Annotated in this window: 26 protein-coding genes; 4 read left to right on the forward strand and 22 right to left on the reverse strand. The window is 69.1% G+C overall.

All coding sequences use genetic code 11. The annotated features are described in order from the left end of the window. Positions 1–9: 9 nt before the first annotated feature. The 6 genes from OHS33_RS38660 to OHS33_RS38685 form a co-directional block, all read right to left on the reverse strand. Positions 10–1,212, reverse strand: a complete 1,203-nt coding sequence (locus OHS33_RS38660; RefSeq protein WP_330335704.1) for a hypothetical protein — start codon at positions 1,210–1,212, stop codon at positions 10–12. Between the two features lie 2 nt (positions 1,213–1,214). Then, positions 1,215–2,222 (reverse strand): hypothetical protein, encoded by a 1,008-nt coding sequence (locus OHS33_RS38665; protein ID WP_330335705.1) that lies wholly within the window; start codon positions 2,220–2,222, stop codon positions 1,215–1,217. A gap of 88 nt (positions 2,223–2,310) precedes the next feature. Continuing rightward, positions 2,311–3,288 (reverse strand): hypothetical protein, encoded by a 978-nt coding sequence (locus OHS33_RS38670; protein ID WP_330335706.1) that lies wholly within the window; start codon positions 3,286–3,288, stop codon positions 2,311–2,313. Further along, positions 3,275–7,333 (reverse strand): hypothetical protein, encoded by a 4,059-nt coding sequence (locus OHS33_RS38675; protein WP_330335707.1) that lies wholly within the window; start codon positions 7,331–7,333, stop codon positions 3,275–3,277. Before OHS33_RS38675 ends, OHS33_RS38670 begins: the two co-directional genes overlap by 14 nt. Further along, positions 7,326–7,607 carry a hypothetical protein gene (locus OHS33_RS38680; RefSeq protein ID WP_330335708.1) on the reverse strand — a complete coding sequence of 94 codons (282 nt, stop codon included), beginning with the start codon at positions 7,605–7,607 and terminating at the stop codon, positions 7,326–7,328. Before OHS33_RS38680 ends, OHS33_RS38675 begins: the two co-directional genes overlap by 8 nt. 2 nt (positions 7,608–7,609) lie before the next feature. Further along, positions 7,610–8,134 (reverse strand): hypothetical protein, encoded by a 525-nt coding sequence (locus tag OHS33_RS38685; protein ID WP_330335709.1) that lies wholly within the window; start codon positions 8,132–8,134, stop codon positions 7,610–7,612. Between the two features lie 249 nt (positions 8,135–8,383). Here OHS33_RS38685 and OHS33_RS38690 point away from each other — a divergent pair, with 249 nt between their 5' ends. Continuing rightward, positions 8,384–9,823 (forward strand): ParB/RepB/Spo0J family partition protein, encoded by a 1,440-nt coding sequence (locus OHS33_RS38690; RefSeq protein WP_330335710.1) that lies wholly within the window; start codon positions 8,384–8,386, stop codon positions 9,821–9,823. A 17-nt stretch (positions 9,824–9,840) separates the two neighbouring features. Then, positions 9,841–10,752 carry a ParA family protein gene (locus OHS33_RS38695; protein WP_330335711.1) on the forward strand — a complete coding sequence of 304 codons (912 nt, stop codon included), beginning with the start codon at positions 9,841–9,843 and terminating at the stop codon, positions 10,750–10,752. Between the two features lie 96 nt (positions 10,753–10,848). Here OHS33_RS38695 and OHS33_RS38700 read toward each other — a convergent pair whose 3' ends face one another. The 15 genes from OHS33_RS38700 to OHS33_RS38770 form a co-directional block, all read right to left on the reverse strand. Beyond that, the gene (locus tag OHS33_RS38700) at positions 10,849–11,442 is read right to left on the reverse strand and encodes a phage tail tube protein (protein WP_330335712.1); all 594 of its coding nucleotides are present in this window, start codon (positions 11,440–11,442) and stop codon (positions 10,849–10,851) included. Positions 11,443–11,497: 55 nt separating this feature from the next. Further along, positions 11,498–11,848, reverse strand: a complete 351-nt coding sequence (locus OHS33_RS38705) for a hypothetical protein (protein ID WP_330335713.1) — start codon at positions 11,846–11,848, stop codon at positions 11,498–11,500. Beyond that, entirely contained in the window at positions 11,845–12,288 is a 444-nt protein-coding gene (locus OHS33_RS38710) for a hypothetical protein (protein ID WP_330335714.1), read from the reverse strand. The genes OHS33_RS38705 and OHS33_RS38710 overlap by 4 nt, the downstream gene beginning before the upstream one ends. Before the next feature lies 1 nt (position 12,289). Continuing rightward, positions 12,290–12,535, reverse strand: coding sequence for a hypothetical protein (locus OHS33_RS38715; RefSeq protein ID WP_330335715.1), 246 nt, complete (start codon positions 12,533–12,535; stop codon positions 12,290–12,292). A gap of 73 nt (positions 12,536–12,608) precedes the next feature. Next, entirely contained in the window at positions 12,609–13,139 is a 531-nt protein-coding gene (locus OHS33_RS38720; protein ID WP_330335716.1) for a hypothetical protein, read from the reverse strand. Further along, positions 13,139–13,468, reverse strand: coding sequence for a hypothetical protein (locus OHS33_RS38725; protein ID WP_330335717.1), 330 nt, complete (start codon positions 13,466–13,468; stop codon positions 13,139–13,141). Before OHS33_RS38725 ends, OHS33_RS38720 begins: the two co-directional genes overlap by 1 nt. A gap of 7 nt (positions 13,469–13,475) precedes the next feature. Continuing rightward, a complete protein-coding gene (locus OHS33_RS38730; RefSeq protein WP_330335718.1) occupies positions 13,476–14,342 on the reverse strand; it encodes a hypothetical protein in 867 nt (288 codons plus the stop codon). Positions 14,343–14,358: 16 nt separating this feature from the next. Continuing rightward, positions 14,359–16,089: an SGNH/GDSL hydrolase family protein gene (locus OHS33_RS38735; protein ID WP_330335719.1), complete on the reverse strand. Its 1,731-nt coding sequence runs from the start codon at positions 16,087–16,089 to the stop codon at positions 14,359–14,361. Between the two features lie 69 nt (positions 16,090–16,158). Continuing rightward, positions 16,159–16,644 carry a hypothetical protein gene (locus tag OHS33_RS38740; RefSeq protein WP_330335720.1) on the reverse strand — a complete coding sequence of 162 codons (486 nt, stop codon included), beginning with the start codon at positions 16,642–16,644 and terminating at the stop codon, positions 16,159–16,161. 112 nt (positions 16,645–16,756) lie between these two features. Further along, positions 16,757–17,239: an IPT/TIG domain-containing protein gene (locus OHS33_RS38745; RefSeq protein ID WP_330335721.1), complete on the reverse strand. Its 483-nt coding sequence runs from the start codon at positions 17,237–17,239 to the stop codon at positions 16,757–16,759. A gap of 63 nt (positions 17,240–17,302) precedes the next feature. Next, a complete protein-coding gene (locus tag OHS33_RS38750) occupies positions 17,303–18,565 on the reverse strand; it encodes a hypothetical protein (protein ID WP_330335722.1) in 1,263 nt (420 codons plus the stop codon). Then, positions 18,547–18,816 (reverse strand): hypothetical protein, encoded by a 270-nt coding sequence (locus OHS33_RS38755; protein WP_330335723.1) that lies wholly within the window; start codon positions 18,814–18,816, stop codon positions 18,547–18,549. Before OHS33_RS38755 ends, OHS33_RS38750 begins: the two co-directional genes overlap by 19 nt. 101 nt (positions 18,817–18,917) lie before the next feature. Then, positions 18,918–20,216 carry a phage major capsid protein gene (locus tag OHS33_RS38760; protein ID WP_330335724.1) on the reverse strand — a complete coding sequence of 433 codons (1,299 nt, stop codon included), beginning with the start codon at positions 20,214–20,216 and terminating at the stop codon, positions 18,918–18,920. A 167-nt stretch (positions 20,217–20,383) separates the two neighbouring features. Beyond that, the gene (locus OHS33_RS38765; protein ID WP_330335725.1) at positions 20,384–22,417 is read right to left on the reverse strand and encodes an HK97 family phage prohead protease; all 2,034 of its coding nucleotides are present in this window, start codon (positions 22,415–22,417) and stop codon (positions 20,384–20,386) included. 106 nt (positions 22,418–22,523) lie between these two features. After that, a complete protein-coding gene (locus OHS33_RS38770; protein WP_330335726.1) occupies positions 22,524–23,132 on the reverse strand; it encodes a hypothetical protein in 609 nt (202 codons plus the stop codon). A 101-nt stretch (positions 23,133–23,233) separates the two neighbouring features. Between OHS33_RS38770 and OHS33_RS38775 the strand changes: the two genes are divergently transcribed. Beyond that, positions 23,234–23,476 carry a hypothetical protein gene (locus OHS33_RS38775; RefSeq protein WP_330335727.1) on the forward strand — a complete coding sequence of 81 codons (243 nt, stop codon included), beginning with the start codon at positions 23,234–23,236 and terminating at the stop codon, positions 23,474–23,476. Then, positions 23,473–23,721, forward strand: a complete 249-nt coding sequence (locus OHS33_RS38780) for a hypothetical protein (protein WP_330335728.1) — start codon at positions 23,473–23,475, stop codon at positions 23,719–23,721. The genes OHS33_RS38775 and OHS33_RS38780 overlap by 4 nt, the downstream gene beginning before the upstream one ends. 278 nt (positions 23,722–23,999) lie before the next feature. Here the strand turns inward: OHS33_RS38780 and OHS33_RS38785 are convergent, their stop codons facing one another. Further along, positions 24,000–24,233, reverse strand: coding sequence for a hypothetical protein (locus OHS33_RS38785; protein WP_042814048.1), 234 nt, complete (start codon positions 24,231–24,233; stop codon positions 24,000–24,002). Between the last annotated feature and the right edge of the window lies 1 nt (position 24,234).

Consider the following 24,234-nt stretch of genomic DNA (forward strand, 5'->3'; position numbering starts at 1 on the left):
CGGGCGCGGTCAGTAGTGGAAGCTGTCGGATCTCTTCAGGGTGAGGACGCAGGTCCCGTCAGCGGAGACTTCGTCGCCGATGATCCGGTGCCACATGTCGATGTCCCCGACCCACGGAACGTGGACCTGCACGCGGATGTCGTCGCCAAGCGACCACGAGCCGTACCTCGCGTTGGGGTGGTCCACGATCTGGATCGCCGGGATCTGGAGAGCCTGGCTGCGGCCGGTCAGCTCCTGCTGGCCACGGACGCGGAGGGCATCCGCGGAGGAGAGAGTCTTGTCGGTGACGGTCGAGACCCGCCGCAGCCGGCGGCCGTCGAAGTTGGCCAGCTGGGCGCGAGCCATCGCGCGGCCCTCACCCTTCCCGAGGACGACGATCTCGTTGGCGTACTCGTCTCCGAGCCCCTCGGGCTTGGCGATAGCCGAGATGTTCTCGCCGTCCGCGAAGCGCAGATCGGTGCGCTTACGTCCGAGCCTGGGGGTGCCCAGGCGAAGCCGGTGCTCAACCGTGCGGTGATCCTCGCCCCATGCGTGCGTTTCCACCCAGTCGAAGGGCAAGTCGCGGGTGAGGCTGTCGAGCGCCTGACCGCAGTCGGGGTTGTTCCACCAGGCCAGTTCCCACGGGGAGGTGCCGTCTGCCGCCCCCAGCAGCTTTCCCAGGTTGTGAGAGTCGACGCGTATCCCGATGTCGCCGTACGGGCGGGTCAGGACGTGCTCCCAGATCTTTCGGAAGGCGACGAAGGCATCGATGCGGGGGCCGGTGTACGGCTTCGGCGGATCCGGGACCCGCCGCTTCGGGTTGGAGAAGTCGATGTACCCGTCGTGATTCTTGTCCTTGCCTTCGTACGGGTCGGGCGGGGTGATGAGCTCACCCGAGACCAGGTAATCCTCATACGGGATGCCGTGGGGGTAGCTCGTCAGACCCTCGCACTCCACCGACATCTTCGCGCCGTCGTACGAGGCCTTGGTGAGGATGCCGCCCCACCTGATGGCCCCGTCGACCTCCAGGTACAGCTTGGTGCCCCACTCCTGGAGAATCGGGGACTTGTCCGGCCCGATCAGCCGCGCGTACTCGGGCTCGATCGTCGCGCTGAGCTGTCCCGGGCCCGACAGCGAACGCTTCGGGTTCGAGCTGAGCGCCAGCGGGACGTCCCAGTCGAGGAACTCCGCGGTCAGGGCACGCTGAGCGATGAACCGCCATCCGTTCGCCACGGTCAGGGCCCCGCGTGCACTGCGTCGCCGTTCCCGTCGAACGGCAAGTCCGGGGCCGTGAAGAACTCGATGTCGTGGTTGATGGAGCTGCGGTCATCGATGCCCAGGTCGCCGGTGTGGACGTTCGACATGTACGTCATGAGGTAGAGGGGCTGGACGGTACCCCGCATCGACGCCGGCAGGGTCATCGTGGCGGAGACGACCGCCGTGGTACGCCGCGTACCGGTGCCCTGGTCGTCGTCGATATACGTCTCGGTTCCCCCCCACCGGTCCCCGAAGCGGTGCTGCATCGAGCAGTAGACATAGGCGTTGAACAGCTTGAGCCCGCCGATGGTCGTCACGACATGGCAGCGGGTGGCCCACCGCGGGATCGGCACGTCGACGCGCGCCGCGTTCGGCCACACGTACCACGAGTTGTTCTCGGCCATGGCGAACTCGGCTCCCATGGGGAGCAGCGGGTACAGGCGGCGTTCCCGGCGGGTCTGCACCATGTCCCGGAGGTCAGTGATCATCGAGGAGGTGACCGTGCTGGTGTTGGGCGGGAGGTCGATGCGCGCCAGCGTGATAGCGGAGTCGCCGGGCCGGACCTGGGAGATGTCCGTGGTGGTCTTCGGGACGCCGGAGATGATCCGGGTGAAGACGTACGGCCCGACCTTGGGGTTCGAGGGCAGGGCCCAGTTCTCGCCCTGGGAGTACGGGTTCTCGATCCGCGCCACGACGAGGTCAGAGCGGGCGGCAACACCGGTTGCAGCGACGGCCACGGTGTCGGCGGTCGGGAGCCGGGCGACGTACGACTGGTAGGTGGCACCCGCGGCACGGTTGGTGATCGCGCAGGCTCCCGTGCTCACCTGCACAGAGGCCCTTGGCGCGAGGAAGCCCCGAACCTTGAGGTCGCCGGCACCGATGATCCCCTCGGAGCCCCCGAAGGCCGCGTAGGCAAGCACACGGGTGATCTCCGAGGAGTGCTCGGCGCCACCTTCTACGAACCACGGGACGGAATCCCAAGACATGATCATTCTCCCTACGTTGCTGAGGGAGGGCACTGTCACGCATGACTCATGCTTCTGTCGCGGCCTCGCGCCAGGGGTCCTGCGGGGCCTAGGCGTAGGCGTCGCGCCAGGCCACCACCATGCGAGCAGCGCCGGTCGAGTCCACTCCCCGCAGGGTCATGTCCTGCCGGCCGACCGGCAGCCTCATGTCCTCCATCCGCGGCGACCCCCACGAGAGGTAGCCGGCGACAGATGCCTCACCGTTGCGCAGGACGGTGCGCGCCCACGGCCGGGTGTCGATGGTGATGGTCTCGTTCTCGCCGATCCCCATGTCGAAGCCGATCGTCCAGCCGGGCAGAGAGCCCCGGGAGGGGTCACGCTCATCGATGGCACGGTCGACCAGTACGACCTGGGGCTGGCTGATCGGCCCGTAGATGGTGATGACGGGCCACGTGGGCCTGGTTCCACCCACCGTCAGGCCGCCGGGCAGGACGCTGGCACTCTCCCCGGTCATCGTGATGGGGTCCTTCAGCGGGCCCGCCAGGCCGCGGTGCTCAGGCGGCTGGAGTCGCACGATCTTGCTCTGCTCAACATCGTCGTACGCGAGCGCGTCCACGCACGCGAAGCTGGCAACGACGGACGTGTGCCCCAGGCGCGTCAGCCTGGACGCAGCCGGAGCCCACTTGCGGGGCCGGCCGTAGAACCGCCGCGCACGGCCCCCCTGAACGGTGCGCAGCACCGCGGGGACACCGAACCGGCGCCGCAACGCCTCCGCGTCCCACGCCTGCGCGGCCACCGACACGGCGTCGAGGTTGGCTCCGTACCGGCCCAACTGCGTCTTGGCCGCGGTGACGGTGTCCACGCCGATCTCGAAGGTGATCGTCGCAGCCCCCTTGAAGTCCTGCCCCAGCCGGACCGTATCCGTTCGGGGCATCGGGGTGTCACCGACATCGGCATCCGCGAACGTGATCTCGTACGGCTCCAGCAGGTCGTAGCCGGACCGGCGCGTGCCGAAGGTGAAGTCGGCGCCAGGCAGGATCCCGTACGGCTTGTAGGTGAGGTTCCATTCGCCCTCAGCCACCGGCATGTGCGCCTCCTCGGCGTATACGGCGCAGCTCGAACAGAGCATCGTTGAGCGCTTCACCCGGAGACATGGGGGCGCCGGTCATGGTCAGGTTGAGGTCTCCGCCCACGAGCGCGCTGTTCCCAGTGGGAACAGCGCCTCGGGATGCGGTGGACGTGATGCGGCTGGACTGGTGCAGCGAGACGGCACCGTTGGCGAACTGGGACATGGCAGCTCCGCCCGCCATCTGGCCGGGGTAGACCACCATGCCGCCGAAGAACCGGGCGACGGTGTCGAGGATGGCAGCGGACCGCTTCCGCTTCTTCGGAGCGAGCGGGATGTAGGCCTCACCCGGGGCGGTCTCCGGCTCGGCCCACAGGCGCATCTCCCCGGCCCGCGCGATCTGCGCGACGTGCCTCTCCGTGCCATTGGCGAAGGCCTTGATACGGCGGGACGCGTTGTGGAAGCCGCCCTCGGCGAACTTGAGGATGCCGCCATTCGCCCATCGGCCCATGCCCGCGATGTGTGGCGAGCCGTCCGAGTTCACGCCGTCGTACGACACGGTGATCGTGATGGTCTTCCCGTGGAGGTTGTCCACGTGGTTCTGGAGATTGTTCAGGGCGCCGATGGCGTTGCCGGTGGGCGCGCTCACGGTGACGTCCTTGCTGCCAGGGACGTCCCTGATCTTGTAGCCCAGGTCCTCCAGCGCCTTGCGGGCCTCGGCGGTCAAGGCGTTGAGCGTCGTGTCCTTGTCTATGGGGACGGACGCGATCTTGGTCTTGGCCGTTTCCAGCTCGGTGGCGAACTCGGCGATCAACGCGTTGATCGTGACGTTCTTGTTGGCCGGCGCCGCGGCGAGCTTGTCGATGAAGAACTGGAGTTGCCCGCGGGCCGCCTCCGTGGGAGCGCTGATCGACACCATCTTGCCGCCAGGCAGCATCGTGACCTCGTAGCCGATCCCGCGTAGCGCCGTGATCGCGTCCTCGCCTGGCGCGGTGACCTGGATGGTCTTGCCCGGGGGAAGGGTGGCGAGCTGCGTCTGGAGTTGGAGGATCTGGGCGTTGGCCTCCGGGATGCCCTTGGCGTTCAGGAGGATCGACACGGTGGACGGCATGAGGCCGATCGAGTTGGCGAGGCCTTCGGCCTGTTCCTTGGTCAGTCCGAGGTCCATGCCATAGGCGACGGCCGCCTCGCGGGCCTTCGTCATCTCGCCCTGGCCCTTAGCCAGGGCCTCGGACAGGGGTGTGCCGTTCGTCTTCGCCAGGTCGTATGCGGCTACGGCTGCGGAGGCGGCTGAGTCCCGCAACTCCTTGAGGTGCGAGTTGAAAGACTGGCCGCTCTTGGTAGCAGTGTTCACCGAGCCGTCGTAGTTCACCAGCTCGCCGGCGGCGTCCTTGAGCTTCTCGGTGTTCTCCTCCATGGCGTCCTTCACGGAGAGAATCGCCGAGTTCACGCGGGTCTGTGCGTCGTGGAACGACTCGGTTCCGCCGGTCAGCGCGTCGAGTGCTCGCTTGAGGGAGTTGACCCGCTCGTCCGCGCTCGCGGTCGAGTTCGACATGCCATCCACGGCGGTCTTGAGGCGCGTGTAGGCGTCCGTGCCCTGCTTACCGGCATCGTTCATCGCGTCGGCGCCTTCCTTGGCGTCGCGCATGCTCTTCGTCAGTTCACCGTTCAGGGACTTCAAGGCATCGGCTGCCTCTCGGTACCGCTTTGACTCCTCCCCGTCGCCCTTCACCCACGTGTCTTTGCCCTTGTTGATGTACTCCTGCTTGGCGTCGGCGAGTTTGCGGAGCTTGGTCTCCAGGTCGGATAGGCCCTTGCCCTGGTCGAGGTAGACGTTGGTCAGCTCGGTCAGGCCGACGCCGACGTTGCGGAGCTTGTCTACGAGCTTGCCCTTGCCATCACCGAGCTTGGCGTCCTGCAAGAGCTGTACGGCCTGCGCGCGCACGTTGGCGTCGATCGCGCCATTGGAGTCGCGCAGGGCCTGCGCGAGGGAGCTGATGCGCTGTTGTTGCGCAGCCGCCGCGCGGGATGCCTTCTCGTGGGAGCTTGCGAGGAGCCCGAGACCGATCGTCACGGCGGCGATGGCGACACCCCAAGGACCGCCCAGGGCGGAGAGCAGCCCGCCCATGCCCAGGCCCACGGAGCTGATGCCGGAGCGGACGGCTGACATGGCGCCGCTCATCCGGCCGGCTCCGGCCGCAGCGGTGGTGTAAGCACCGTTCATCCGTTGCCACACGCTGATGTGCGGGCCCATGGCGCCTGTCGAGACGCTGGCCGCGGTGCCGAGACCACGCACCGCGGTGGCCATCCCGGTCATCGCGGTGGCGACACCGCTGACGACCTTGAACAGCAGCAAGGCACCCAAGAGGTAACCGAGGGCGACCCCCAGGCCCGGGACCACGTTCATCAGGCCGTTGAAGAGAACCAGCAGACCGTTGAGGGTGGCGAGGAGAACTCCGAGCCCGGAGCCGGCCGCCGACAGGCTGGCTAGGGCTGACGCGATGTTGGAGATGATCCCGATGACCGCCGGACCGACCGTTCGGCCAAGGGAATCCAGGAAGCGGCCGATGCCCGGCATCAGTTCCGTGCGGATCTGGCGGACCAGGTCGGCAATGCCGTTGTCCTTGGCCATCTTCACCAGGCCACGGCCCAGGTCCCCCACCAGCATGTTCAGCTCGTGGAAGGTCGGAGCTGCGTCGGAGAAGAAGTTCTCCATCGCCTTCTTGCCCACGTCTGAGTTCGCCCAGCGGGAGAAGCGCAGCATCGTTCCCTCAAGGCCATTGAGGAGCTGATTACCCGCGTCCATCCCGGCCCGGCCCACGCCGGCCAAGCCCTTACTGAGGTAGAGCGTCGTGCGTCCGAGCTGGTCCGCTTTGTCCGCAGCGTGATCGAGGAACTTGGCCAGCGAGCCAGTCTCGCGTCCAGCCTGAGCGGAGGCCCGAATCCAGCGGGTGAAGCGTTCACCAGCCTCACCGACCCGTTCCACGAACGGGCCGGACGCGACGAGGAAGTGCCCGGTGGCGGCCGCCAGGTTTCCAACGCCATCGGTGATGTTGCCGATGACTTTGCTGTTCGTCTTGGCGACAGTCTTGAAGTCCTTGGCGAATGGCCCGGACTGCATGGCCTTCGCGCCTCGCTGAGCGAGCTCGCCCATCTGCCCGGCGGCGTCTCCGAGGGAGTCCCTCAGCAGCGGAAGGACCGCGTTGGACAGCGGCTTGATCTCGTCCGAGACCTTGGAGAAGAAGCGTTCCTGCACCGACTGGCGCATCTTCCGCCACTCGCCGCTCAGGCTCGCGACAGTGGTAACGGACTTCCGGGCCGACTCGGAGAGGCCCTTCAAGGACTCGTCCAGCGCCTGCTGCTGCGCCTTGGTCAGCTTTGAGCCCTCGGCGAGCTGCGCCTGCGCCTTGAGTGTTCCCTTCAGGGCCTCGCCGAAGCCGCCGAACGCCACCTTGGTGGCGATGGCGGCCGTACCGCCCGCGGCGATCAAGCCGGGCAGCGCACCAAGGACGCCGACAGCCGGAGCCGCCGCAGACACCAGCGCCGTCAGCGCGCCGCCGTACAGGGTCAGCGCACCAACGGCCGGCTGGATGAGCGTGACGAGCGCGCCCAGCCCGAGCATGCGGAGCATCCCGCGGCGCCGCGGCGCACGCATCTGCACCGGGACCTGCACCGGGTTCTGGTCGGCCTCGCCCTGCGCGCCGCGCAGCAGCCCACGGATCCGGTCGAGGAGGCCGCCCCTGCCGCCTCCTGCTCCGCCCTCGTCGTCAGCGCGGACGGGGACCCGGACTTCGCTGCCTGCGGCCTCGCGGGCCACACCCTCCAGCTCCGCCCGGATCCCGGACCGGTCAACGCGTACGTTGACCTTCGCGGTGAGCCCCTCCGAGGCTTCCTTGACGGCAGTCTTGAGCCGCTTGCGCAGGCCCTTGCTGTCGACCTCGACCTTGACCTTGACGGCCAGGCCCTCAGCGGCCTCCTCGACCTTCGTGCGGAGCTTCGCAGCGAAGCCGTCGAGGGCCGCGACGACCGTGACTTCGAGGCGGCCGGCCTGGATTCCCTCAGGCACCGGGGTGCACCATTCCTCTCCGGGCGGCCGCCGCGAGCATCTTGCGGTGGCCGGTCATCTGCGGGGCGGGGTGCTCCGCCGGGCTGTTCCCAGTGGGAACAGCGGCCGCCGTGGCGTACGGACGGGCGATCGTCCGCGGGCTCTCACGGCGCCGGTCAGCGGCGAGCACAGAGACCTCCTCGATGAGCTGCGCCAGGAGTTCGGTGTGCGGGGTCCAGCCGCCGATGGGCGACGACGCGACGCGGGACTCCTGGGGAAGACCGTCGAGGAGCACGGTCAGGCGGCGGACGCCGAGGAATCCGGGCTGTCCTGGCCGGAGCCAGATGCTCCGGGCGTCGAGTCGGTGGAACCTGCTGAGGTCGGACTCGACGTCTCCCCATCGCTCTCGGAGGAGTCGCCCGACCCGAAGAGATTTCCCAGGTCCACCCCGTAGACGGTGATGAGAGCCTTGGTCAGCCGGACATAGTCGCCGATCGACGGACGCACTACCACGAAGTCGGCGAAGCCCTCGTCGCCGAGCAGGATCCGGTAGATGTCCTTCACCGCGGTCAGGAACTGGCGAGGCAGCTTCGGCCGCTTGAAGAGCAGCTCGATGACCTCGCCCGACACGGTGGCCCCCTTGGTGCCCACGATGTCGCTCAGGAGCCCCACGAGGTCCAGCTCGTCGGAGAGCAGCGGGTCGAGGGCATCCGCCGGCACCTCGGCGGGGAAGAGGAACTGCTGGCCCTTCAGCAGGACGGTGATTCCGTGGGGGTGCTGCACCTCGCGGCGCTCGGCGTCCAGGTCGATGACGAAGCTCATGGGGGTGTTCCTCCCGGTGGGTGACGAAGCCCCGGGAACGTAGAGAGCTCAGCGTGCTTGCGTCTCGGGCAAGCAGGCGCCGCACGAGAAGCCGGCCCGTCTATCAACCTTGATAGATGAGAAGCGGCGAAGGAGTGTTCCCACTGGGAACACCGGCAGCGCGAAATACCCCCATGTGTCACCAGCACCCCGGGACCTGACCGCTAACCTCTATCCCGAACCTATCGTCCGAGCATCGGAGACCCATCTATGAAGAGTCTGGGCGGAGCAGCAAGGAACAAGAGGGGAGCGGGAGTCGGCGGCCAAGGAACGGCCTCAGCAGCCCCCAAGCAGCCTCAGAACTTCTACAGCAGGGCGGAGGGGGACGGGGACGCGCTCGACATCGCACTGGATGACGTCTCGCCGAACCCCTTCAACGACCTCCGCTCCATGGGCGACTTGGACGGCCTTGCCCGATCCATCAAGGAGGACGGGCTCCTTCAGGACATCGTGGTCATGCACACCACGGAGTTCGCGAAGGTCTGGCCGCAGCAGGCCGAGGGCATCGTCACCAAGTACGTCATCGCCTTCGGCGAGCGGCGGTGGCGGGCGGCGGGCAAAGCCGAGCTCCCCGAGATCCGCGCCGTCCTCAACAACGCGGTGGCACCGAAGATCCGCCGGGTCCTCCTGATCGAGAACCTCCAGCGCGTCGGCTACACCCCCATGGAAGAGGCACGGAACTTCCACCGGCTCAAGGTTGAGGAGGGACTCTCCTACCGGCAGATCGCCGACGAGCTGAAGATCGGCTCGACCCAGGTACATCGCCGGCTCGCACTCCTGAACCTTCCCGTCGAGCTCCAGGAGCAGGTGGACCAGGGGCTCCTGGCGACGTCCAATGCTGTGAAGCTGACGGAGAAACTGGAGACCGCCGATGAGCGGTCCGCCGCTTGGGCTCTCATGAGTCACTCCGACCCCGAGCAGCGCCTGAAGACGGACGCCGCCATCCAGGCAGTCCTGTCCGGAGAGGTCTCCACGGCCGCCGAGCCGGAAGTTCAGAACGTGCCGGTTCAGCGGGCCCCCGAACCCGCCCAGAGTCAGGGCGAGGAGGAGCACACAGCAGAGCCCTCCGACGAGGCCCAGCCGTCTGCCCCTCAGGTTGCTGCTGGGGACAAGAACACGTCCGAACCGCGCGGCGAGACCAAAACGGTCACGAAGCCGGCGTCACCCCTTCCCGCCACCGACCGCTCGGCACGCGAACGCAACAACGCAGCGGCCGACCGAACCGAGGCGTGCCTCCACCTCATCCGGAACGGATTCGTGCCGGACAAGAAGCAGCTAGGAGCGCTCTTCGCGCGGACCATGCTCTCCCCGATCCAGCAGGGCCCCGCCAAGACCCGCGCACATGTGTGGCTCCGTGCAGCGTCCCGCGAAGTTCTCGGCGTAAGCGATAGCGACAGCTACTTCCAGGCCGTACTCTCATCCGGCAACGACGAGCTGATCCAGCTCGCGACCTTCGTCACCGCTCTCGCAGCGAGCGAGATCCGGGCGAAGGACAACCGCCGGCAGTGGGACCGCACCGACGCCGCGCACGTCGAGTTCCTCATCCAGGCTGCGGCCTACCGGCCGCAGACCGAATGGGAACGCGACCAGCTCAGCAAGTTCTCCGTGGCCTTCCCGACCGACGAAGCCGCCGACGCGGCCACGGTCTGACCCCTTCTGGAGCCCCTGTGTCCACCAAAACTCTGCCCCGGCGCAACCTGCGCCCCAACGGTCGCACCTGGCCCCTCATCATCGCCGCGCTCATCATCTCGGGCGGCAGCGCGAAGACCACCACCATCAGCATCCTGGCCACGATCCTGGCCCTCCGCGGATACAAGGTCCGGGTCTTCGACTTCGACCAGCAGCGCAACCTGAGCCACATCTTCTGCGGCAAGCACCTGGACGACGCGGAGTTCCCCACGATCTGGGACCTCATGCTGGACACGGCCACCCTCGAAGAGGTCAGCGTCCCGGCACGCTTCCGTGTAGGCGACGGCTGGGACGACGACGCCTTCAGCGAGATCCCGAACCTCACGCTGGTGCGCGGGTCCCGGCACGTGAAGAACTTCGACACCGTGGCGGCCGCCGAACCCGAGCGCATGCTCATGGCCTGGTTCGAGCGGGTCTGCAACACCTACAAGGGTGACGACGACCTGTGGCTCCTTGACCTGCCGGCCAGCCTCAGCAAGCTCTCGGTTTCCACCCTGCTGCCGATGACCGAAGACGACGAGGTCTTGCCTCCGGTTCTGGTCACGAACAAGGAGGAGGAGGATCTCGGCTACACCTTCGAGGAGCTGGCCGAGATGGTGGAGCACATGACCACCCGCAGCCGTCGGCCGGCACCCACGATCAAGAACATCGTCATGTGCTCGACGCCCACCTCGCAGCGCAAGGGCGTTGAGTACCACGAGACCGTGGAGGCCATCGAGCGTCAGTACGGCGACCACTTCACGCTCCACAAGATCCGCTACACGGACGTGATCCCGCGTCAGCACCGCTTGCAGGCGACCGTGCCGGCCTTCGCGTCGTCCTCGGCGCCGATGGAGGACTACAGCAAGCTGGCCACTGCTCTGGGCTTCAACGACCTGGAACCGGCGTAGCGCAAGTAGCCGGTTCGACATGGCGAAGGCCCGTACCGTTCGTGGAAGTCCGCAGCTCCCGCGCCCGGTCCGGGCCTTCTGTCGTACCTCCCCAGACTACGCCGCGTTGGCGAAAGCGGGGTCGTTGGTGATCAAGTACCAGGCGTCCGCGTCGTCACCACCCTGGACGGCCAGGCGCAAGGGCAGAACGGCTTCCTTGGCCTTTCCGAGGTCGGTCTGCACGCCTTCCATCTGCATGGCGCGCGGGATGATGTACCGGTAGGTCTTGCCGCCGTCGATGACTTCGATGCAGGCTGCGATCTCCGATCGACCGCCGATCCGCGGCGGGGCGAACTTGTAGTGCTTCGCCCCCGGCTGCCCGCCGGCGGGCGTGATCTCGGTGATCGTTCCGCCACCGAAGACCGCCTTGAAGTTCTTCGAATTCCACTGCTGGAGGTCGACCTCGACAGTCGCCGAGTCACTGGTCTGGAACGTTCGGGACGGGAAGTCGGTCTGGGCGCTCTTGACCTGCTCGAACTGCGGCTCCTCGTTGAACTTCAGGGAGTCCTCGGTGGTGAGGCCGACCGAGAACCAGCCCGTCGGCATCGCGACGGTGGCGTCGGCCGGGGCCGTCGTGCCGACGGTGGCGAGCCAGACTCGGGTTCGAGCGGGGACGACGATTTCTGTGGCGTTGGTGATCTCGCCAGCCATGGCGGTGTACTCCTCGTGGCCAGGTGATAGGGCCGGGCCACGATGGGGAGGGCGCCTACTTAGCGTCCCGGGCGCCGAACGGCAGCGGGCAGGGATGGGCGGCGGGCTCACGACGGGCCTTCGCGAGCATCCGCAAGATCCGGACGAGCTGGGCTCGTTCCTCGATCGCCCTGCGGGTGCGGAGGCACTCGACGGGCGCGAAGGTCTCGGCTGGCACGTAGTGGATGAGGGCCTTGACCGTGAGGTTCGTTTCGATCGTTGCCGGGCCCGCGAGCGTGTCGTCCGAGGCGCCGCCGTCGTCGAGCTGGAAGTCGGTGACGGTTCCGATGGTCGTCCAGGCGCCGCTGTCGGTGGTGGGGGTGCCGACGGGAGCGAGGGACACGGTGGCGCGGCCGGTGAAGTTCATGAGGTCTCCGGGTTGGGGTGGAGAGTAACGAGCAGGCCCATGACCCATCGGGGCTGGCCCGTTTCCAGGGGGGATTCGAGGAGGACTCCGGACGGGCGGACACTGCTGACGACGGGGCGTCCGGCGATCGGCGCGGTGGTGGCGAGCTCGCTGGCGGCCACGGCGCAGACCTTGAGGATGCGGTGGAGGGCTGCGGGCCCTGGCCAGCCGCCAGGGTCGCCGTACAGCTCCAGAGACACTTCGGGCTCGGTTAGCCACGTGAGGTCGCGCAGGTTGCCGCCGGGCCCGAGGGCGACGCGCAGATGAGGCCAAGGTGCTTCCCGTGCACCGGAGACACGGCCAGGGCCGCCGAGCACCTCAGTGACTTTGGGGTGCTCGGCGAGCCAGGCGAGGACCACAGCCACCGGGTCTGCGTCCGCGATGGCGTAGGCGTCGCTCATCTCAGCCGCGCTCGCGGGCGATGTAGCCGTTGCCGCGCAGCTGGCGCGCGTAGTCCGGCGAGATGAGCGCCGTCTCGCCAGGCAGGTAGTCGCGGCCGGCGATCCAGAGGTGGTGGGCGAACCGCACCTTCTCCGGGGCCTGGCCCTCACGGAGGGGCGGGCCGATGACCGTCGCCGGCTCGGGGGTGGCGGTGAGCTCGTTGTCCGGCTCGGAGGTCGGGGTGGTGGTCTTCCTGGTCGTTGTCATGGGGCGGAACAGTGCAGTACCAAGCGGCTTGTGTCGCGTGCTGGCTCTGGGGCCTGTTCCCAATGGGAACAGGTCAGTGCCGTGCCGCTACGGCGGCCGCTGCTCGTGCCATGTAGTAGGCCCCCTTCGCCTCCAGACCCCCGGGGTAGACGGTGCCGATCTCGGCGGGGACGACCCACTCGCCGGTGGCGACGACCTTGACCGTGACGGTGCTGCCCGCGATCACGGGCGGCCGGGTGCTGATGTTCCGCGAGATGCCGTCGGGGATGGTGCGGGCGTAGCACCGGCAGTTCTTGAGGTTGGCCACCGCCCTGGAGGACTCGTCGCGGGGCGCCTTCATGTAGGTGATCGGTCCGACACCGCGGTGGTCGCGGTCCCACCGCATCGAGTTGATCTTGAATCGGAGGTTCCCTGGCACCTCCTGGTCGTGTGCCGCCACGTGTGTGGGGCGCACCTTGTCATCCGCCAACGTGATCCACTTCTTCGTGGGCGGGGCGAAAACCTTGGCCTGCCGCTCTACCTCGCGCGCGATCTCGTGGACCTTCGGAGCGATGAGGTGGGCGAGCTTCTCCTCCAGGCCGGGCTCAGGGTGGAACTTCGCCATCAGGGCACCTCGGGTGGGTTGAGGGTGGCGACCACGGCGATGTAGTCGGCCGCGCCGTAGCCAGGGACCTTCTTGAGCAGCGCGCTGACGATCGTCCACGTTCGGGTTCCGTCCCCGAGGAGATCGCCGGGCTGGAGCGGCCAGGCAGCCGGGGAAACCCGCAGCGTCCATGAGCCGTCAGCCTGTTCCGTCGCGGCGCCCGGCCACGTTCCGCGCGGCGTCGGCCGGGCGTCCGGCGGGGGAGGCACGGGCACGCCGTGGGCGTCCCGGCCCCAGGGGTGGGCAAGGACGTATGCCGTCAGCGTCCGGTCGGGCAGCAGCACAGCCATGGTCAGCTCACCACCGGCTGTACCGGCGGCCGCGGCCGTACGGCCAGGCCACGGCCGGGGCCCCGACAATCGGCCGGTAGAGCAGCTTTCGGTACCCCGAGAGGGAGTCGAGGGCGGGCAGCGCGCCGGCCTGCCCCGTGACGGGCGCCGAGTCGTAGCTGACCGACTGGCCCTCGGCGGAGACCGAGGTGACTCGCCGCTCTCCGTCGCCGGAACCGGGCTTGTTGCGGATCATCTCGGTGGCATGGGCCACGACGTACCGCACGATCGGCTCTTCCTCGGCGGCGTGGAGGCCGACGAGGAGCCGCACGTCGTAGTGCCCGTCTGCTGTTGGGGTGTAGCTGAGGACGGTAGTGATGTCGTCGTAGGACGGGGCCGGCCAGGCGCGGGCGTCGGAGAGGTCGTACCCGTAGAGCGGCGATACTCCCCGCAGGGCGTGTGGGCGGGGGATGAGCGGGCGGCCGAGGTAGCTGGACACGTCGGCCTGGGCCTTGCCGATATCGACGCGGAGCGCCTCGCGCTGCGCCGCCGTCAGCGGCAGGGGTATGCCCACCTCCTCCGCGATCTGCTCGGGGGAGACGAGGAGGGCCCCGCCCACGGGGAGGTCCAGCCGGACGGTTCGGTCGGTGACGGCCGGTACCCCCTGAGCGGGGATGAACGAGGCCGCGCCCCAGTACCGGCCGTCTGCGAGCCCGTCCGGCAAGGTGAAGGCGTAGCGGCCGTCCGCGAGGCGGCTCACCCCGGTCGACGCGGCGGCAGGCACGCCGTCCCGCTCGGGCCCGGTGTACAGCACGAGGCTGACGACCTGGCCTCCTTCGGATTCCGGGTCGCACACGAGCCCTGCGTGAACGGGCTGGTAGGTGTAGGTGCCCATGGGGCCCCCTTTCGGGTCAGGCGGGCGTGACGGTGCGCAGGAACGCCATGATTCGTCTGGCGATGTAGACGTGGCCGGCGTCGGTGGCGTGGACGCCGTCGGATCCGACGTACAGGTCCGCGTTGCCGTCCGCCTTGAGCGAGCCGGCGTTCCCGGAGCCCGTGATCCATGGTCCGTGGGTGGCTACGAGCGTCCCGTTGGCGTCGTACACCTGGCCGGTCTGCGGGGAGATGAACGGGAACCGGGCGTTGGCCGCCGCGGTGCGCAGCGTCGCGGTCGTGTTGACGTGGGAGGCGGCCGCAGTCCCCGTGGGCGACCAGCAGCCGATGACGTAGACCTGGCAGCGGGGCAGGGCGGTCCTGATCCGGTCGAAGAGGGTGGCGGCCGCCGCAGCGATCTGGCTCTGGTTGGAGGAGGCATCGTTGTAGCCGCCCCAGATGATGAGCCGGTCGGGTTCCCAGGGGATGACGTCGACCTCGGCGCGCGTGCCGAACGCGGCGAACGTTCCGGTGGCGACGTACCCGGTGGATCCGCGCGCTTCGCGCCACACGTCCGTGCAGCCGAGCATCCGGCCGACGCGGTCGACCCAGGTCCCGCAGCCGGCGCCCGTGTTGAAGGCCGAGCCGTCGGAGAGGGAGTCTCCCAGAACCATGAATCGGCCCCCTTGGAGGGGGACCTGCCACATGTTCGCGGTGGGCGGCAGGTAGATCCCGCCGAAGGGCATGGCGGTGAAGTCGAACCGCAGCCGCCGGGGGATGGCGCTGCCGAAGTCGATGGTCAGCAGGTGCGTCAGCCCGATGCCGGCGACTACGCCCCCGGAAGGCTGCATCAGGTCGGTCAGCTTCCTGCCGTCGATGGACAACCGGAAGGTCGTGGCGGCGGAGATGTGCTTGAAGCGGAGCTGGATGACCTGGGCATCGGTTCCGAACTCGACGGACCAGTTGGCTTGACCGGAGGCATAGGTGTTGGGGTAGCGGCTCAGTGGCAGAACGTACGTGTTGTCGGGGGTGCCGACGCCGATCGCGAAGTTCCCAGCGCCTGCCCAGGTGAAGGTGCCGCGTCGGTCCGTGCCCGACAAGGCGACGGGGTCCGGCGCGTACTTGATGTTCCCGGCGGCTGGGGTGGAGGTCTGGGCGGTGGTGATGGTGGGCGCCGGTCCGGCGTAGACGGCATCGGCGACGGCCGGGTCGGGCAGGTCCCGAACACGCCAGGTGGTCACGGGGCCGAGGGGCAGACTCGCCTGCGGCCAACCATCGGCGGTCTTGGGCCCGTAGAGGAGCCAGGCGTCAGTCTTGGTGCTGTCGATCCAGAAGTCGCCGACGGTTCCGTTCGCAGCGGTCGGCCGCGCCGCACCCGACAGGATGGAGGCCCCGCGCTCGCCCTTCACGGGCACGTAGTTGAGCTGCGCCGGGTCGGCGGGCATCAGCTTCGTGATGTCGATCTCGGTGACCGTGGAGGACAGCGTGACGGAGCCCGTCCGCGTGGTGCCGTCATCCAGGACCACGGTGACGGTGTACACCCAGCCCGTCGGGTCCATGCCCGGGTTGTCCGTCGCAACCAGCAGGAGGGAAAACTCGCCCTGCTCGTCCAGGTCGACCGTGGCGCGGCCGGAGATGATCGTGAGGGCCTGCTCCAGCTCGATCATCACCGGTGCCTGGAAGACGACGGAGCCCTTGTACGGGGTGCCGTCCGGGCGCCGGAACCGTCCGGTGACTCGTACCGCCTTGATGCCTGCGGGGATCGTCATATGGCCACCCCCTTGGGGAGGCCGCCCGGACGGGCGATCGTGTGGGTGTTCACCGCCACCAGAGGCTCCTTACTCCGCGGCCGAAGGCGGGTTGAGCTGCTCGTGGAGCCGGGCAACCACGCGGGCGACCTGGCCGCGCTTCAGCTCGGCGCCGATCGGTACGAGCAGCCGCGTGGTGGGGGTGCGGTAGGTTCCCAGCCCGACGTGCTCGACCAGGCGGACGGTGCAGCGCAGCGTGCTGCCGTGCGGCATCACGGGCACGAACACACTGTCGGGGTCCGCAGGCGGCAGGCCGGTGGCATCGTCCACGATCCGGTCGCCGAGCTCGGCGGGGAGCAGCTGCTGCGCCGTGGTCAGCGGATCCCGCTCAGGCACGGGCTCCGGCTCCGCGGGCGGTTCGAGCGGCGCAACGATCGGCGTCTTCGTCTCGACCTCGACGGATACGGCCTTGTTCTCAGGCGCCTCGGGCGCCTCGACCGTGGGCTCGGTCGTGGGGGCGGCCTCGGGCGTCTCCTCGACGTCCTCCGAGGTGGTCTTGCGAGTACGGGGCGGCACAGTTCCTCCTGCCGTTCGGGGCGTGGGCGGTGACTGTGGCGCGCCCAGGAGGCTTGCGTCGCGCCGTTGCCGCCCACTCGGGCAGCAACGGCGCGCGGTGCCGCAGCAGGGATCAGGCGTAGGTGAATCCGGCGGTCTTTGTGACGGCTCCGGCTTCGTCGCCGACGACGACGTTCACGGCTCCCGTCGTCCCGGCCGGGGTGGTGACCTGGAGGCGGCCGGAGGACAACACCTTCAGGGCCGTGCCGGGTGTGGCTCCGAACTTGACGTCGGCGACCCCGTCGAGATTCGAGCCGGTGATGGTGACGACGGTGCCGCCGGCGGCGGGTCCGGTGGCCGGGCTGATGGTGCCGATCGTCGCCGGGGGGAACAGCGCGTCGACCTGGGACTGCCGCAGGACGGCCCCGGTCTTGTACTTGAGGGTCTTGATGGAACCCTCGGGGACGGCGTCGCGGCTGTCGCTGGGGCGGCTGCCCTCGTCGTGGGTTCGGGTCGCGTACACGTCCGCGGTGACCTTCAGGTACGGGTCGCTGACGGGTGTGGCGGGGAAGGCGGCCTTGGTGATGCGGCTGCCGGCGGCGTTGTACAGGCCCATGGGGACTCTCCTTCTCGATGTCGGGGTGCGCAGGGTGCAGGACGTGGCGGGCTTGGGTCGCGGTCAGAGGATGCGGAGGTCGTCCCACCCGTCCGCGGTGACGGAGAAGACGAGCAGGCCCGGCTGGGAGACCTCGCCGGACCGCATGGCGTACCAGTCGGATCCGTTGTCGAGGGTGGGTGCCTGAACCCAGAGGCGGCCGGCGCCGAGCTGCTGCGCGCGGAAGTGGTGGAAATGGCCGGAGACCAGGATCTTGGCGTCGGCGATGGGCTGGCGCCCGAAGCTCTGGCCCTTCCACCAGTCCGCGGCCTTCTCCGGCCGGGCGTACTGGTGCCCGTGATTCAGGCCGACGATGGTCCCGGCCATGTCGAGCGAGACGGAGTCCCGCCACGGCTCTGGAGTGACGAAGCTGACGTGTCCGTACGCGTCGGTGTTGCGGGCGTAGGCGTCGGCGATCTGGGACATGACCTCGATGCCCCAGTCGTCTTCCGGCGGCCCTACCGCGTCCTTGCCCCTTCTGACGCGGGCATGATTGCTGCCGCAGGTGGCGGCGACGACGCGGGGGAAGGCGGTGGCGAGGCGGTCCAGGCCCTCGAAGGTGAGCCGCCGATGGACCCTGATCTGCTGGGTGAGGGTCAGGTCGTTGGTGAAGGCCTGCGCAGCCACGTTCTCGAATCCCTCGACGCAGTCGCCGGCGTCGAGCCAATACGCCGAGTCCGGGGCACGCCCGATCTTGCCGAGGTCGCGCAGGTGGTCTTCGAGCCGGTCGAATCGCTCGGCGACCCGCCCGACGAGTTCCTTGGTGCCGCCGTCCCGCCCGACCTTGCCGGCCTGCGGGTCGGCGTACACGACGGCGAGCGCGCGTGCGGCCCGCTCGGGAGCTGTGCGCGGCCGACGGCGGCGCCGCATCACGTCACGGATCAAGGTGTTGAGGTCTTCGGCGGAGGCCCAGCCGGGCTTCGTGGGCTCGATGAGGTAGCGGCAACGCCACACGGGGCGGGTGACGGCGTCCTCGCCCTGGGCGTCGCGGTGCCAGGCCGCGGGGTCGTGGCGGGCCTCCACGAGACGGACGCGGTAGCCGTCCGGTACGGCCAGGCCCAGCTCTTCGACGCGGGCGCGCCAGCCGCCTTCGTCCTGCGGTGGGGTGTCGGCGGCGGGGGCAGTGACGAGCATGCTGCCGCCGGGCTCGTACCGGACACCGGGCTCCCAGCCCTTGGGAGCCGTGGCGGCGGGGCGGGTTGTTTCCGGCGGCACGGTCTGTGCGGGGGACGCGGGGGCGAGCAGTGCGTCGAGGTGGTCGGCGAGGCTCATCGCGGGCACCGGCATCCGTTGGAGCCGCCGCGGCGCCGGTGCCGGGCTACGGCAGGGGACTGGACGGGATGGCCGCTTCCCGTGAGGGCGTCGGCGATCTGCGTTGAGGAGACGGAGGGGCTGTCGAGTACGTCCCGGACCTTGAGCGCCGTGTCCGTGTCGAGGGTGTCGAGAATCGTGCCGACCGTGCACCGGGGGCCGCGTGGGGCCGGAGGGGCATCGGCGAGTTGGGAGAGGGCCGCGAGCAGCCCGCTGGTGTCTGCCACGGCAGTCCTCGCTTCCAGATGGGCCGGGGCCAGTCGGCCTCTCCGCCAGATGGAGGAAGAGGCCGACTGGCCAGGTTGGGCGTGAGCCGAGGGAGGCAGGATCAGCTGTGCGGGGTCCAGTTCCCAATTACGAACGATTCAGGTCGACTTACCTCCAGGGCGAGACGTTCGTCCGCCCGGAACGTCAGGACGCCGCGCTCGAAGTTGTCCGAGTTCTCACTCGAAACGGTGACGGAGACGTTCTCGCGGTCGTAGAGCTGGGCACCCATCCCGAAGGCGCCGAGCAGGTACTGGCCGTCCGGCATTGCGGTGGTTTCGACCACATTGATGCGCCAGACCTTCTTCTGGGCGCCCACGGCGACCTGGAGAGCGACCCGGAACGCGCCGGTGTCGTCGGTCTCCACCTCGACCTCCTCCCACATGGTGGGGGAGAGGACGACGCCGGTCGGCTCGTACTCGGCGAGCAGGGCCTTGGTCATGGCCCGGCGCATCTGGATGCTGTACTTGTCGCTGGACCGGCCCGTGTACTGCTGGACTCCCGGGGTGTTGAACAGGCCCGTGATCGAGGTGCCGTCGCCGCCGGCGCTGTGGAGCAGGTCGTAGTCCTCGGCGAACTTGATGCCTTCGATCAGGCGCGAGTTGATGAACTGCTTCAGCCTCGGCTCGTCGGCCAGGATGTTCTTGTGCCCGTCGAGCATGTGGGCGATCTCGGCGATCGGGAACGAGACCGGCTCCAGCTTCAGCTTCGAGCGGGGGGCCCGGCCGAAGACGTCGCTGTCGAGGCCGGTCGGCGAGGAGATGCCGTCGGCCGCCCGTCGCTCGGCGACCTGCGCGGCGTTGTTGACCCACCCGGTCTCGCGGATACCCACGAGGACCGCAGACTTGGTCTTGGCGGACGGGAAAAGATCCCGAATGTGCCACTTCCGGCGCTGGGCCTCGGTGATGCCGAGATCCTGAACACCGCCGAGCGCCTGCGTGGTGTGGGTGCCGGCGGAGAGGGAGAAGATGCTTTTGCCCTCCATCTCCGCGCGGATGAACGGGCGGTCCTTGAAGTCGGCGCGCGCCGCGGCCTTGTAGGCCTCGGACTCCACGAACATGTCGCCCAGGCTCTTGTACTCGGGGCCGCCCGGGTTGCCGTAGAACTGGCCGGCTGCGGACGTGCCCTGGGGAGCGTCGAGGTAGCCGTTCAGCGACTCGGCGCCGTTGGCCGCGTCGAGCAGGCCCTTGATCTCCTGGGCGTCCTTGACGGCCTTGACGTACGCGTTGCGCTGCTCCGTGCTGACCACGAAGGCGCCGCTCTCCTCCTTGAAGGTGCCAGCGATGCGCTCGGCCTCCGCCGACTTCTCGGCGAGCTGCGACTTCAGGGACCGGATGAGGCTCTTGTCGGTGGCGGTAGCCATGGTGGGAATGCACTCTCCTGTGCTGGATGGGCGATGGCGTGCGTCGCTCGCCCGGCCAGCACCGGGACGCCTCAACGCGAGGCGTATGCAATGGGAGTCGAGGGTCTAACGTCTCGGGCTCCCGGGCACGAAAGGATCTGCGCCCGGGAGTGCGATGTTTATGCAGGTCAGAGGGTTAGGGCGGCCAGCATTGCCTTCACCTCGTCTGCGTCGAGACGGACCTTGTCGGCTTCCGGGTCGTCCTCCCGGTCCTCGTCGTCGGGTACGGCGCGACGGTCCGGCACCGCTTCCTCGGCGCCCGCGTTCCCACTGGGAACACCCGCGGCGGCTGGTGCCTCGGCCCCCTCTGCGGGCTGCTCTTCGTCATCGTCATCCCAGCCGTCCGTGATCTCGTACTCGCTGTCCCACAGGTTCAGAGACGAGCCCTTCGGTACGTCTTCTTCGTGCTCGGTCATGGGGAGGCCCTTCTTCGCAAGAGAGGTGAGCAGGTTGCTGATCGTGGGCTTGAGGTGCTGAAGGTGCTGCGACCGCGCGCCCGAGACTTCGATGAGCGCGGTGGCGTCCTGGAGGGCGGCGGCGGTCGGCTGAATGAACCGGGCGTCGATCACCTCGTCGCCCTCGACGGCGTGGGAGTCGCCGGTGATGGGCAGCGCCACTGTGGTGAGCTCGACCGGGGTGGGGGTGCCGAGGTCGATGTCGCGGCCGGTGACGGTGTAGGGGATGGCGTAGGTCGTGGTCTGGTCCCGGGCGTTGAGGGAGACGATCACACGGTCGGGGTATGTCGCCTCGATGGCCACGAAGAGCTCGTCGTCGTCGGGCGCGAGGAGGGCGCGGGCTGCTTCCCCGAGCCGGGATCGCAGCTGTTCGTAGGAGACGGGCAGCGGTGCGTGCATGGGCTTCTCCGGAAGCGGGTGGGCGGACTTGGCTTCGAGGACGATCTGAGCCGCCGACTTGTACGCCGTCGTGTGGCCTACGGAGGAGGCGGGAAGGCGGGCCGACTTCGCCTCGATCACGATCTGCGCGGCGGACTTCGCTTCGACGGGTGCGGGCGGCGCCGGCGGCATCTGCTGCGGGACGGCCGGGGTGGCGCCCGTGGCCGTAGGCAGAGGGGCCGCGGCCGGTGCCACGCCCAGGGGGACCAGCACGGTGTCCGGGCCGCGGACGATGGCGACCTGATCGAACGCCACGGGGGTGGCTGCCACCGGCGGGACATCGGGGAGGTCGTAGCCGAGCGTGATGTGCGGTGTGAACCCGTGCTCGGTACGCACCTTGTCCGCGTACACGGAGGTGCCGAGCGCCTCCACGATCCGCTGCCGCAGCTCGGCCAATCCCGGGACGTCCACCGGCACCCACGTGGGCTCACCGTCTCCGGTGTCGGGGAACCGGCCGATACCGCCGACCGTGCCGTTGAGCGGGCCACGCCCGGACACGGCGGAGGCCACGGTGTCACGGAGGTCTTCCGGGCCGCCGCCAAGGGCCGCCGCGTCTCCGAGGTAGGCGAGGGTGATGTGCAGGTGCTCGGCCGGAGTTCCGTCCGGCTGCGCGAGCTGCGCCGCGACGTCCGCAGGCAGGCGCAGCGCGACCATGGCGCCGCGTCCGGTCGCCGTCTCGGCCGCCTTGAGCTCGACCGCCGACCAGGTGGCTTTGCGCTCCAGACCCTCCCCGGCCAGGCCCGTGGCCTTGACCTCCAGGGAGCGCGTCATGGGGTGGGCGCCGTGCAGAACCGGGCTGATCTCGTAGAGGTCCAGGTCGTGGATGATGCGGACCCCGTCATGGCGCTTCGACGCCCCGCCAGTGACGACCTTGTAGCCGATGGAGAACTGGGCTTCTCCATTCTCGTGCCACTGCTTGACCTGCTCGTACGTGTCCCGGCCGCGGGTGGTGCGCAGGTTGTACTGGACCGTGGCCACCAGGGCTCCGGCTTCGCGCGGCCAGACCAGACCACCGGGTATCGAGGCGAAGCGGGGATCGCCCGGCAGCCACTCCTCGACGTCCAAGACGGTACCGACGGGGTCCTTCCACTCGTGATGCCAGGCGGCCTTGACCCTGCGCGTGGCGAGCGTCCGGGAGAACGCACCGGGAACGATGAGGTCTTGCACCTCGTCCACGACCCCGGTGACGGCGTAGATGGCGCGGACGACGCCCTTGTTCACTGACAGGCGGCGGGTTGGGGTGTTGGGCGACGGCGGGGTGCGGGGCACGGTGGGTTCCTCCTGGCGGACGTCTCGGCGGTCCGCACCGTGCCCCCACGGACCGGCTAGTGTCCTGTGCTCCCCACGCCGTGGGCTTCCCCGAGCCCGAGCCCGATCACGGCTTCGCCTTCTTCTTGCCCTTGCCGAACGGGTTCTCGTCCTCGGCCTCCTCGTCCTCCTCCGGCTCTTCCTCGTCGGTCTCCGCCGCGAGCTCGTCCTCCGCCGCCGGGTCGGCCGGCCCCTCCGGTGCGGCGGCGGGGTCCCCCGCAACCGGTACGACCTCGTCAGCGGTCCCGAAGTCCAGCGGTGAGGCGTCTTCGGGCGCCGGAATCGTGCCTGCGCCGGGCACCGCAGCCTGCTCTCCTTCTGCCGGGTCCGCGCCGGGCCCTCCGGCGGCCGCGCCGGTCCCGCCGGTCTGCGCCATGCCCGAGTCGTCCACGTCGATCGCCCAGGCGTCCGGGTCCGAGTACCGCCATACCTGGCCGGTCTCGTCGCGGACCCATCCGGTGAGGGTCCCGTCCTCGGCCTTGTCCAGCCATGCCTGCTCGCCGGCCTGCCCGGAGAACGCGGCGAAGGCCTGCGCAGGGTCTGTCTCGTCACCCTCGTCGTACACGTCACCTGCCCAAGGGCGCGCGTCGTCCTGCTGCGGGGGCTGGGGTTCTGGCGGCGGAGGCGCGGCCGGGTCGGCTGCGGGATCGGCCTCGGGCTGGGGAAGCGTCTTCACGGCGTATGCGTAGTCCACGGGCGGAAGATCCGGGCCAGAGACGCCTAACGTCTCGGGCTGATCCCCTGCCGCGGCTGCGGCTCGCTCGCTACTCTCGACGCATGACTACGTTGACCCTGTCCATGGACGACGCCCTGGCGGCCGAGGTCGAAGCGGAGGCCGACCGCTGCGGCCTTCCGGTCGACGAGTACGTTGCCGCGGTGCTGCGCGCGGCCCAGACACCTGGAGGCGGCGGCCGGGAGGCCCGTGCCCAGGAGCTCGCTCGCGGGGCGTTCGCGCACTGGAACGCTGCGGGGCGGACCGAGGACGGGGCGATGAGCATGGCGGAGGTCTTCGGCCGGTGACCGCCGTCCCCGCACGGTTCGCGGCCAACGTCGGCCGGACGATCCGCGAGCTTCCCGTGCCCGAGCGCGAAGAACTGCACGAGGCTGTACTGCGCGCATGCGCCGACCCGTGGTCCTGGCCGCAGGCCGACAAGTACGAGATGGACGACTCGGTGCGCGTCATCACGACGCGCACCACCATCGTCCACTACGTGATCCTGCCGGGCCCTGACGCACACCTGTGGGTGTTCGCCATCATGGTGTGAGGCGCTATCGCCGTGTGCGCTGGGCCTGCTGGACGAGGACGTGCAGCCCAACGGACGTGAGCAGGTAGGCGGCGGCCCCCGCCGCAAAGCGCGGTCCACTGAGGCCGTCTCCGGGCAACACCACGGCGGCGAAGACGAGTAGCGCGACAGTGGCCGGCACAACTGACTCGCGCACAATGTGCCGTGTTCTAGCCACTGATGCTCCTCCGCGTCGCCGGATCCGTCGGGAGCAGCCTAGGACACCTCCACAACCTATGTGTGCGCCCGAAGCGCCGTGATCACGGTCTGACCTCGACCACTGCGGTGTTCTGCCGCAGCAGCGCAAGCACCGCGGACGTATCCGAGGCCGACAGCATGCGCCGGGGCCCGAGCGGGCCGAGCAGCACAGGCCGACCCGTGTGCTGCTCGACCAGCGCCCGCACGCGGCGGGATCCGATCACCGGCCGGTCCTCGCGGCCGGTGATCTGGACTTCGTACGCGGCGCCGTCCTCCAGCGTCCCTGTCACCATCATG

It is taken from the genome of Streptomyces sp. NBC_00536, from assembly GCF_036346295.1.
Taxonomy (GTDB): Bacteria; Actinomycetota; Actinomycetes; order Streptomycetales; family Streptomycetaceae; genus Streptomyces.

What these genes read in the sequence shown, in the direction of transcription:
- OHS33_RS38725 (WP_330335717.1), bottom strand. Translation starts at nt 13,468, where the DNA reads ATGGCTGTGCTGCTGCCCGACCGGACGCTGACGGCATACGTCCTTGCC.
- OHS33_RS38785 (WP_042814048.1), bottom strand. Translation starts at nt 24,233, where the DNA reads ATGATGGTGACAGGGACGCTGGAGGACGGCGCCGCGTACGAAGTCCAG.
- OHS33_RS38760 (WP_330335724.1), bottom strand. Translation starts at nt 20,216, where the DNA reads ATGGCTACCGCCACCGACAAGAGCCTCATCCGGTCCCTGAAGTCGCAG.
- OHS33_RS38775 (WP_330335727.1), top strand. Translation starts at nt 23,234, where the DNA reads ATGACTACGTTGACCCTGTCCATGGACGACGCCCTGGCGGCCGAGGTC.
- OHS33_RS38705 (WP_330335713.1), bottom strand. Translation starts at nt 11,848, where the DNA reads ATGAACTTCACCGGCCGCGCCACCGTGTCCCTCGCTCCCGTCGGCACC.
- OHS33_RS38735 (WP_330335719.1), bottom strand. Translation starts at nt 16,089, where the DNA reads ATGACGATCCCCGCAGGCATCAAGGCGGTACGAGTCACCGGACGGTTC.
- OHS33_RS38670 (WP_330335706.1), bottom strand. Translation starts at nt 3,288, where the DNA reads ATGCCGGTGGCTGAGGGCGAATGGAACCTCACCTACAAGCCGTACGGG.
- OHS33_RS38730 (WP_330335718.1), bottom strand. Translation starts at nt 14,342, where the DNA reads ATGGGCACCTACACCTACCAGCCCGTTCACGCAGGGCTCGTGTGCGAC.
- OHS33_RS38750 (WP_330335722.1), bottom strand. Translation starts at nt 18,565, where the DNA reads ATGCCGGTGCCCGCGATGAGCCTCGCCGACCACCTCGACGCACTGCTC.
- OHS33_RS38665 (WP_330335705.1), bottom strand. Translation starts at nt 2,222, where the DNA reads ATGTCTTGGGATTCCGTCCCGTGGTTCGTAGAAGGTGGCGCCGAGCAC.
- OHS33_RS38685 (WP_330335709.1), bottom strand. Translation starts at nt 8,134, where the DNA reads ATGAGCTTCGTCATCGACCTGGACGCCGAGCGCCGCGAGGTGCAGCAC.
- OHS33_RS38710 (WP_330335714.1), bottom strand. Translation starts at nt 12,288, where the DNA reads ATGAGCGACGCCTACGCCATCGCGGACGCAGACCCGGTGGCTGTGGTC.
- OHS33_RS38715 (WP_330335715.1), bottom strand. Translation starts at nt 12,535, where the DNA reads ATGACAACGACCAGGAAGACCACCACCCCGACCTCCGAGCCGGACAAC.
- OHS33_RS38745 (WP_330335721.1), bottom strand. Translation starts at nt 17,239, where the DNA reads ATGGGCCTGTACAACGCCGCCGGCAGCCGCATCACCAAGGCCGCCTTC.
- OHS33_RS38700 (WP_330335712.1), bottom strand. Translation starts at nt 11,442, where the DNA reads ATGGCTGGCGAGATCACCAACGCCACAGAAATCGTCGTCCCCGCTCGA.
- OHS33_RS38720 (WP_330335716.1), bottom strand. Translation starts at nt 13,139, where the DNA reads ATGGCGAAGTTCCACCCTGAGCCCGGCCTGGAGGAGAAGCTCGCCCAC.
- OHS33_RS38690 (WP_330335710.1), top strand. Translation starts at nt 8,384, where the DNA reads ATGAAGAGTCTGGGCGGAGCAGCAAGGAACAAGAGGGGAGCGGGAGTC.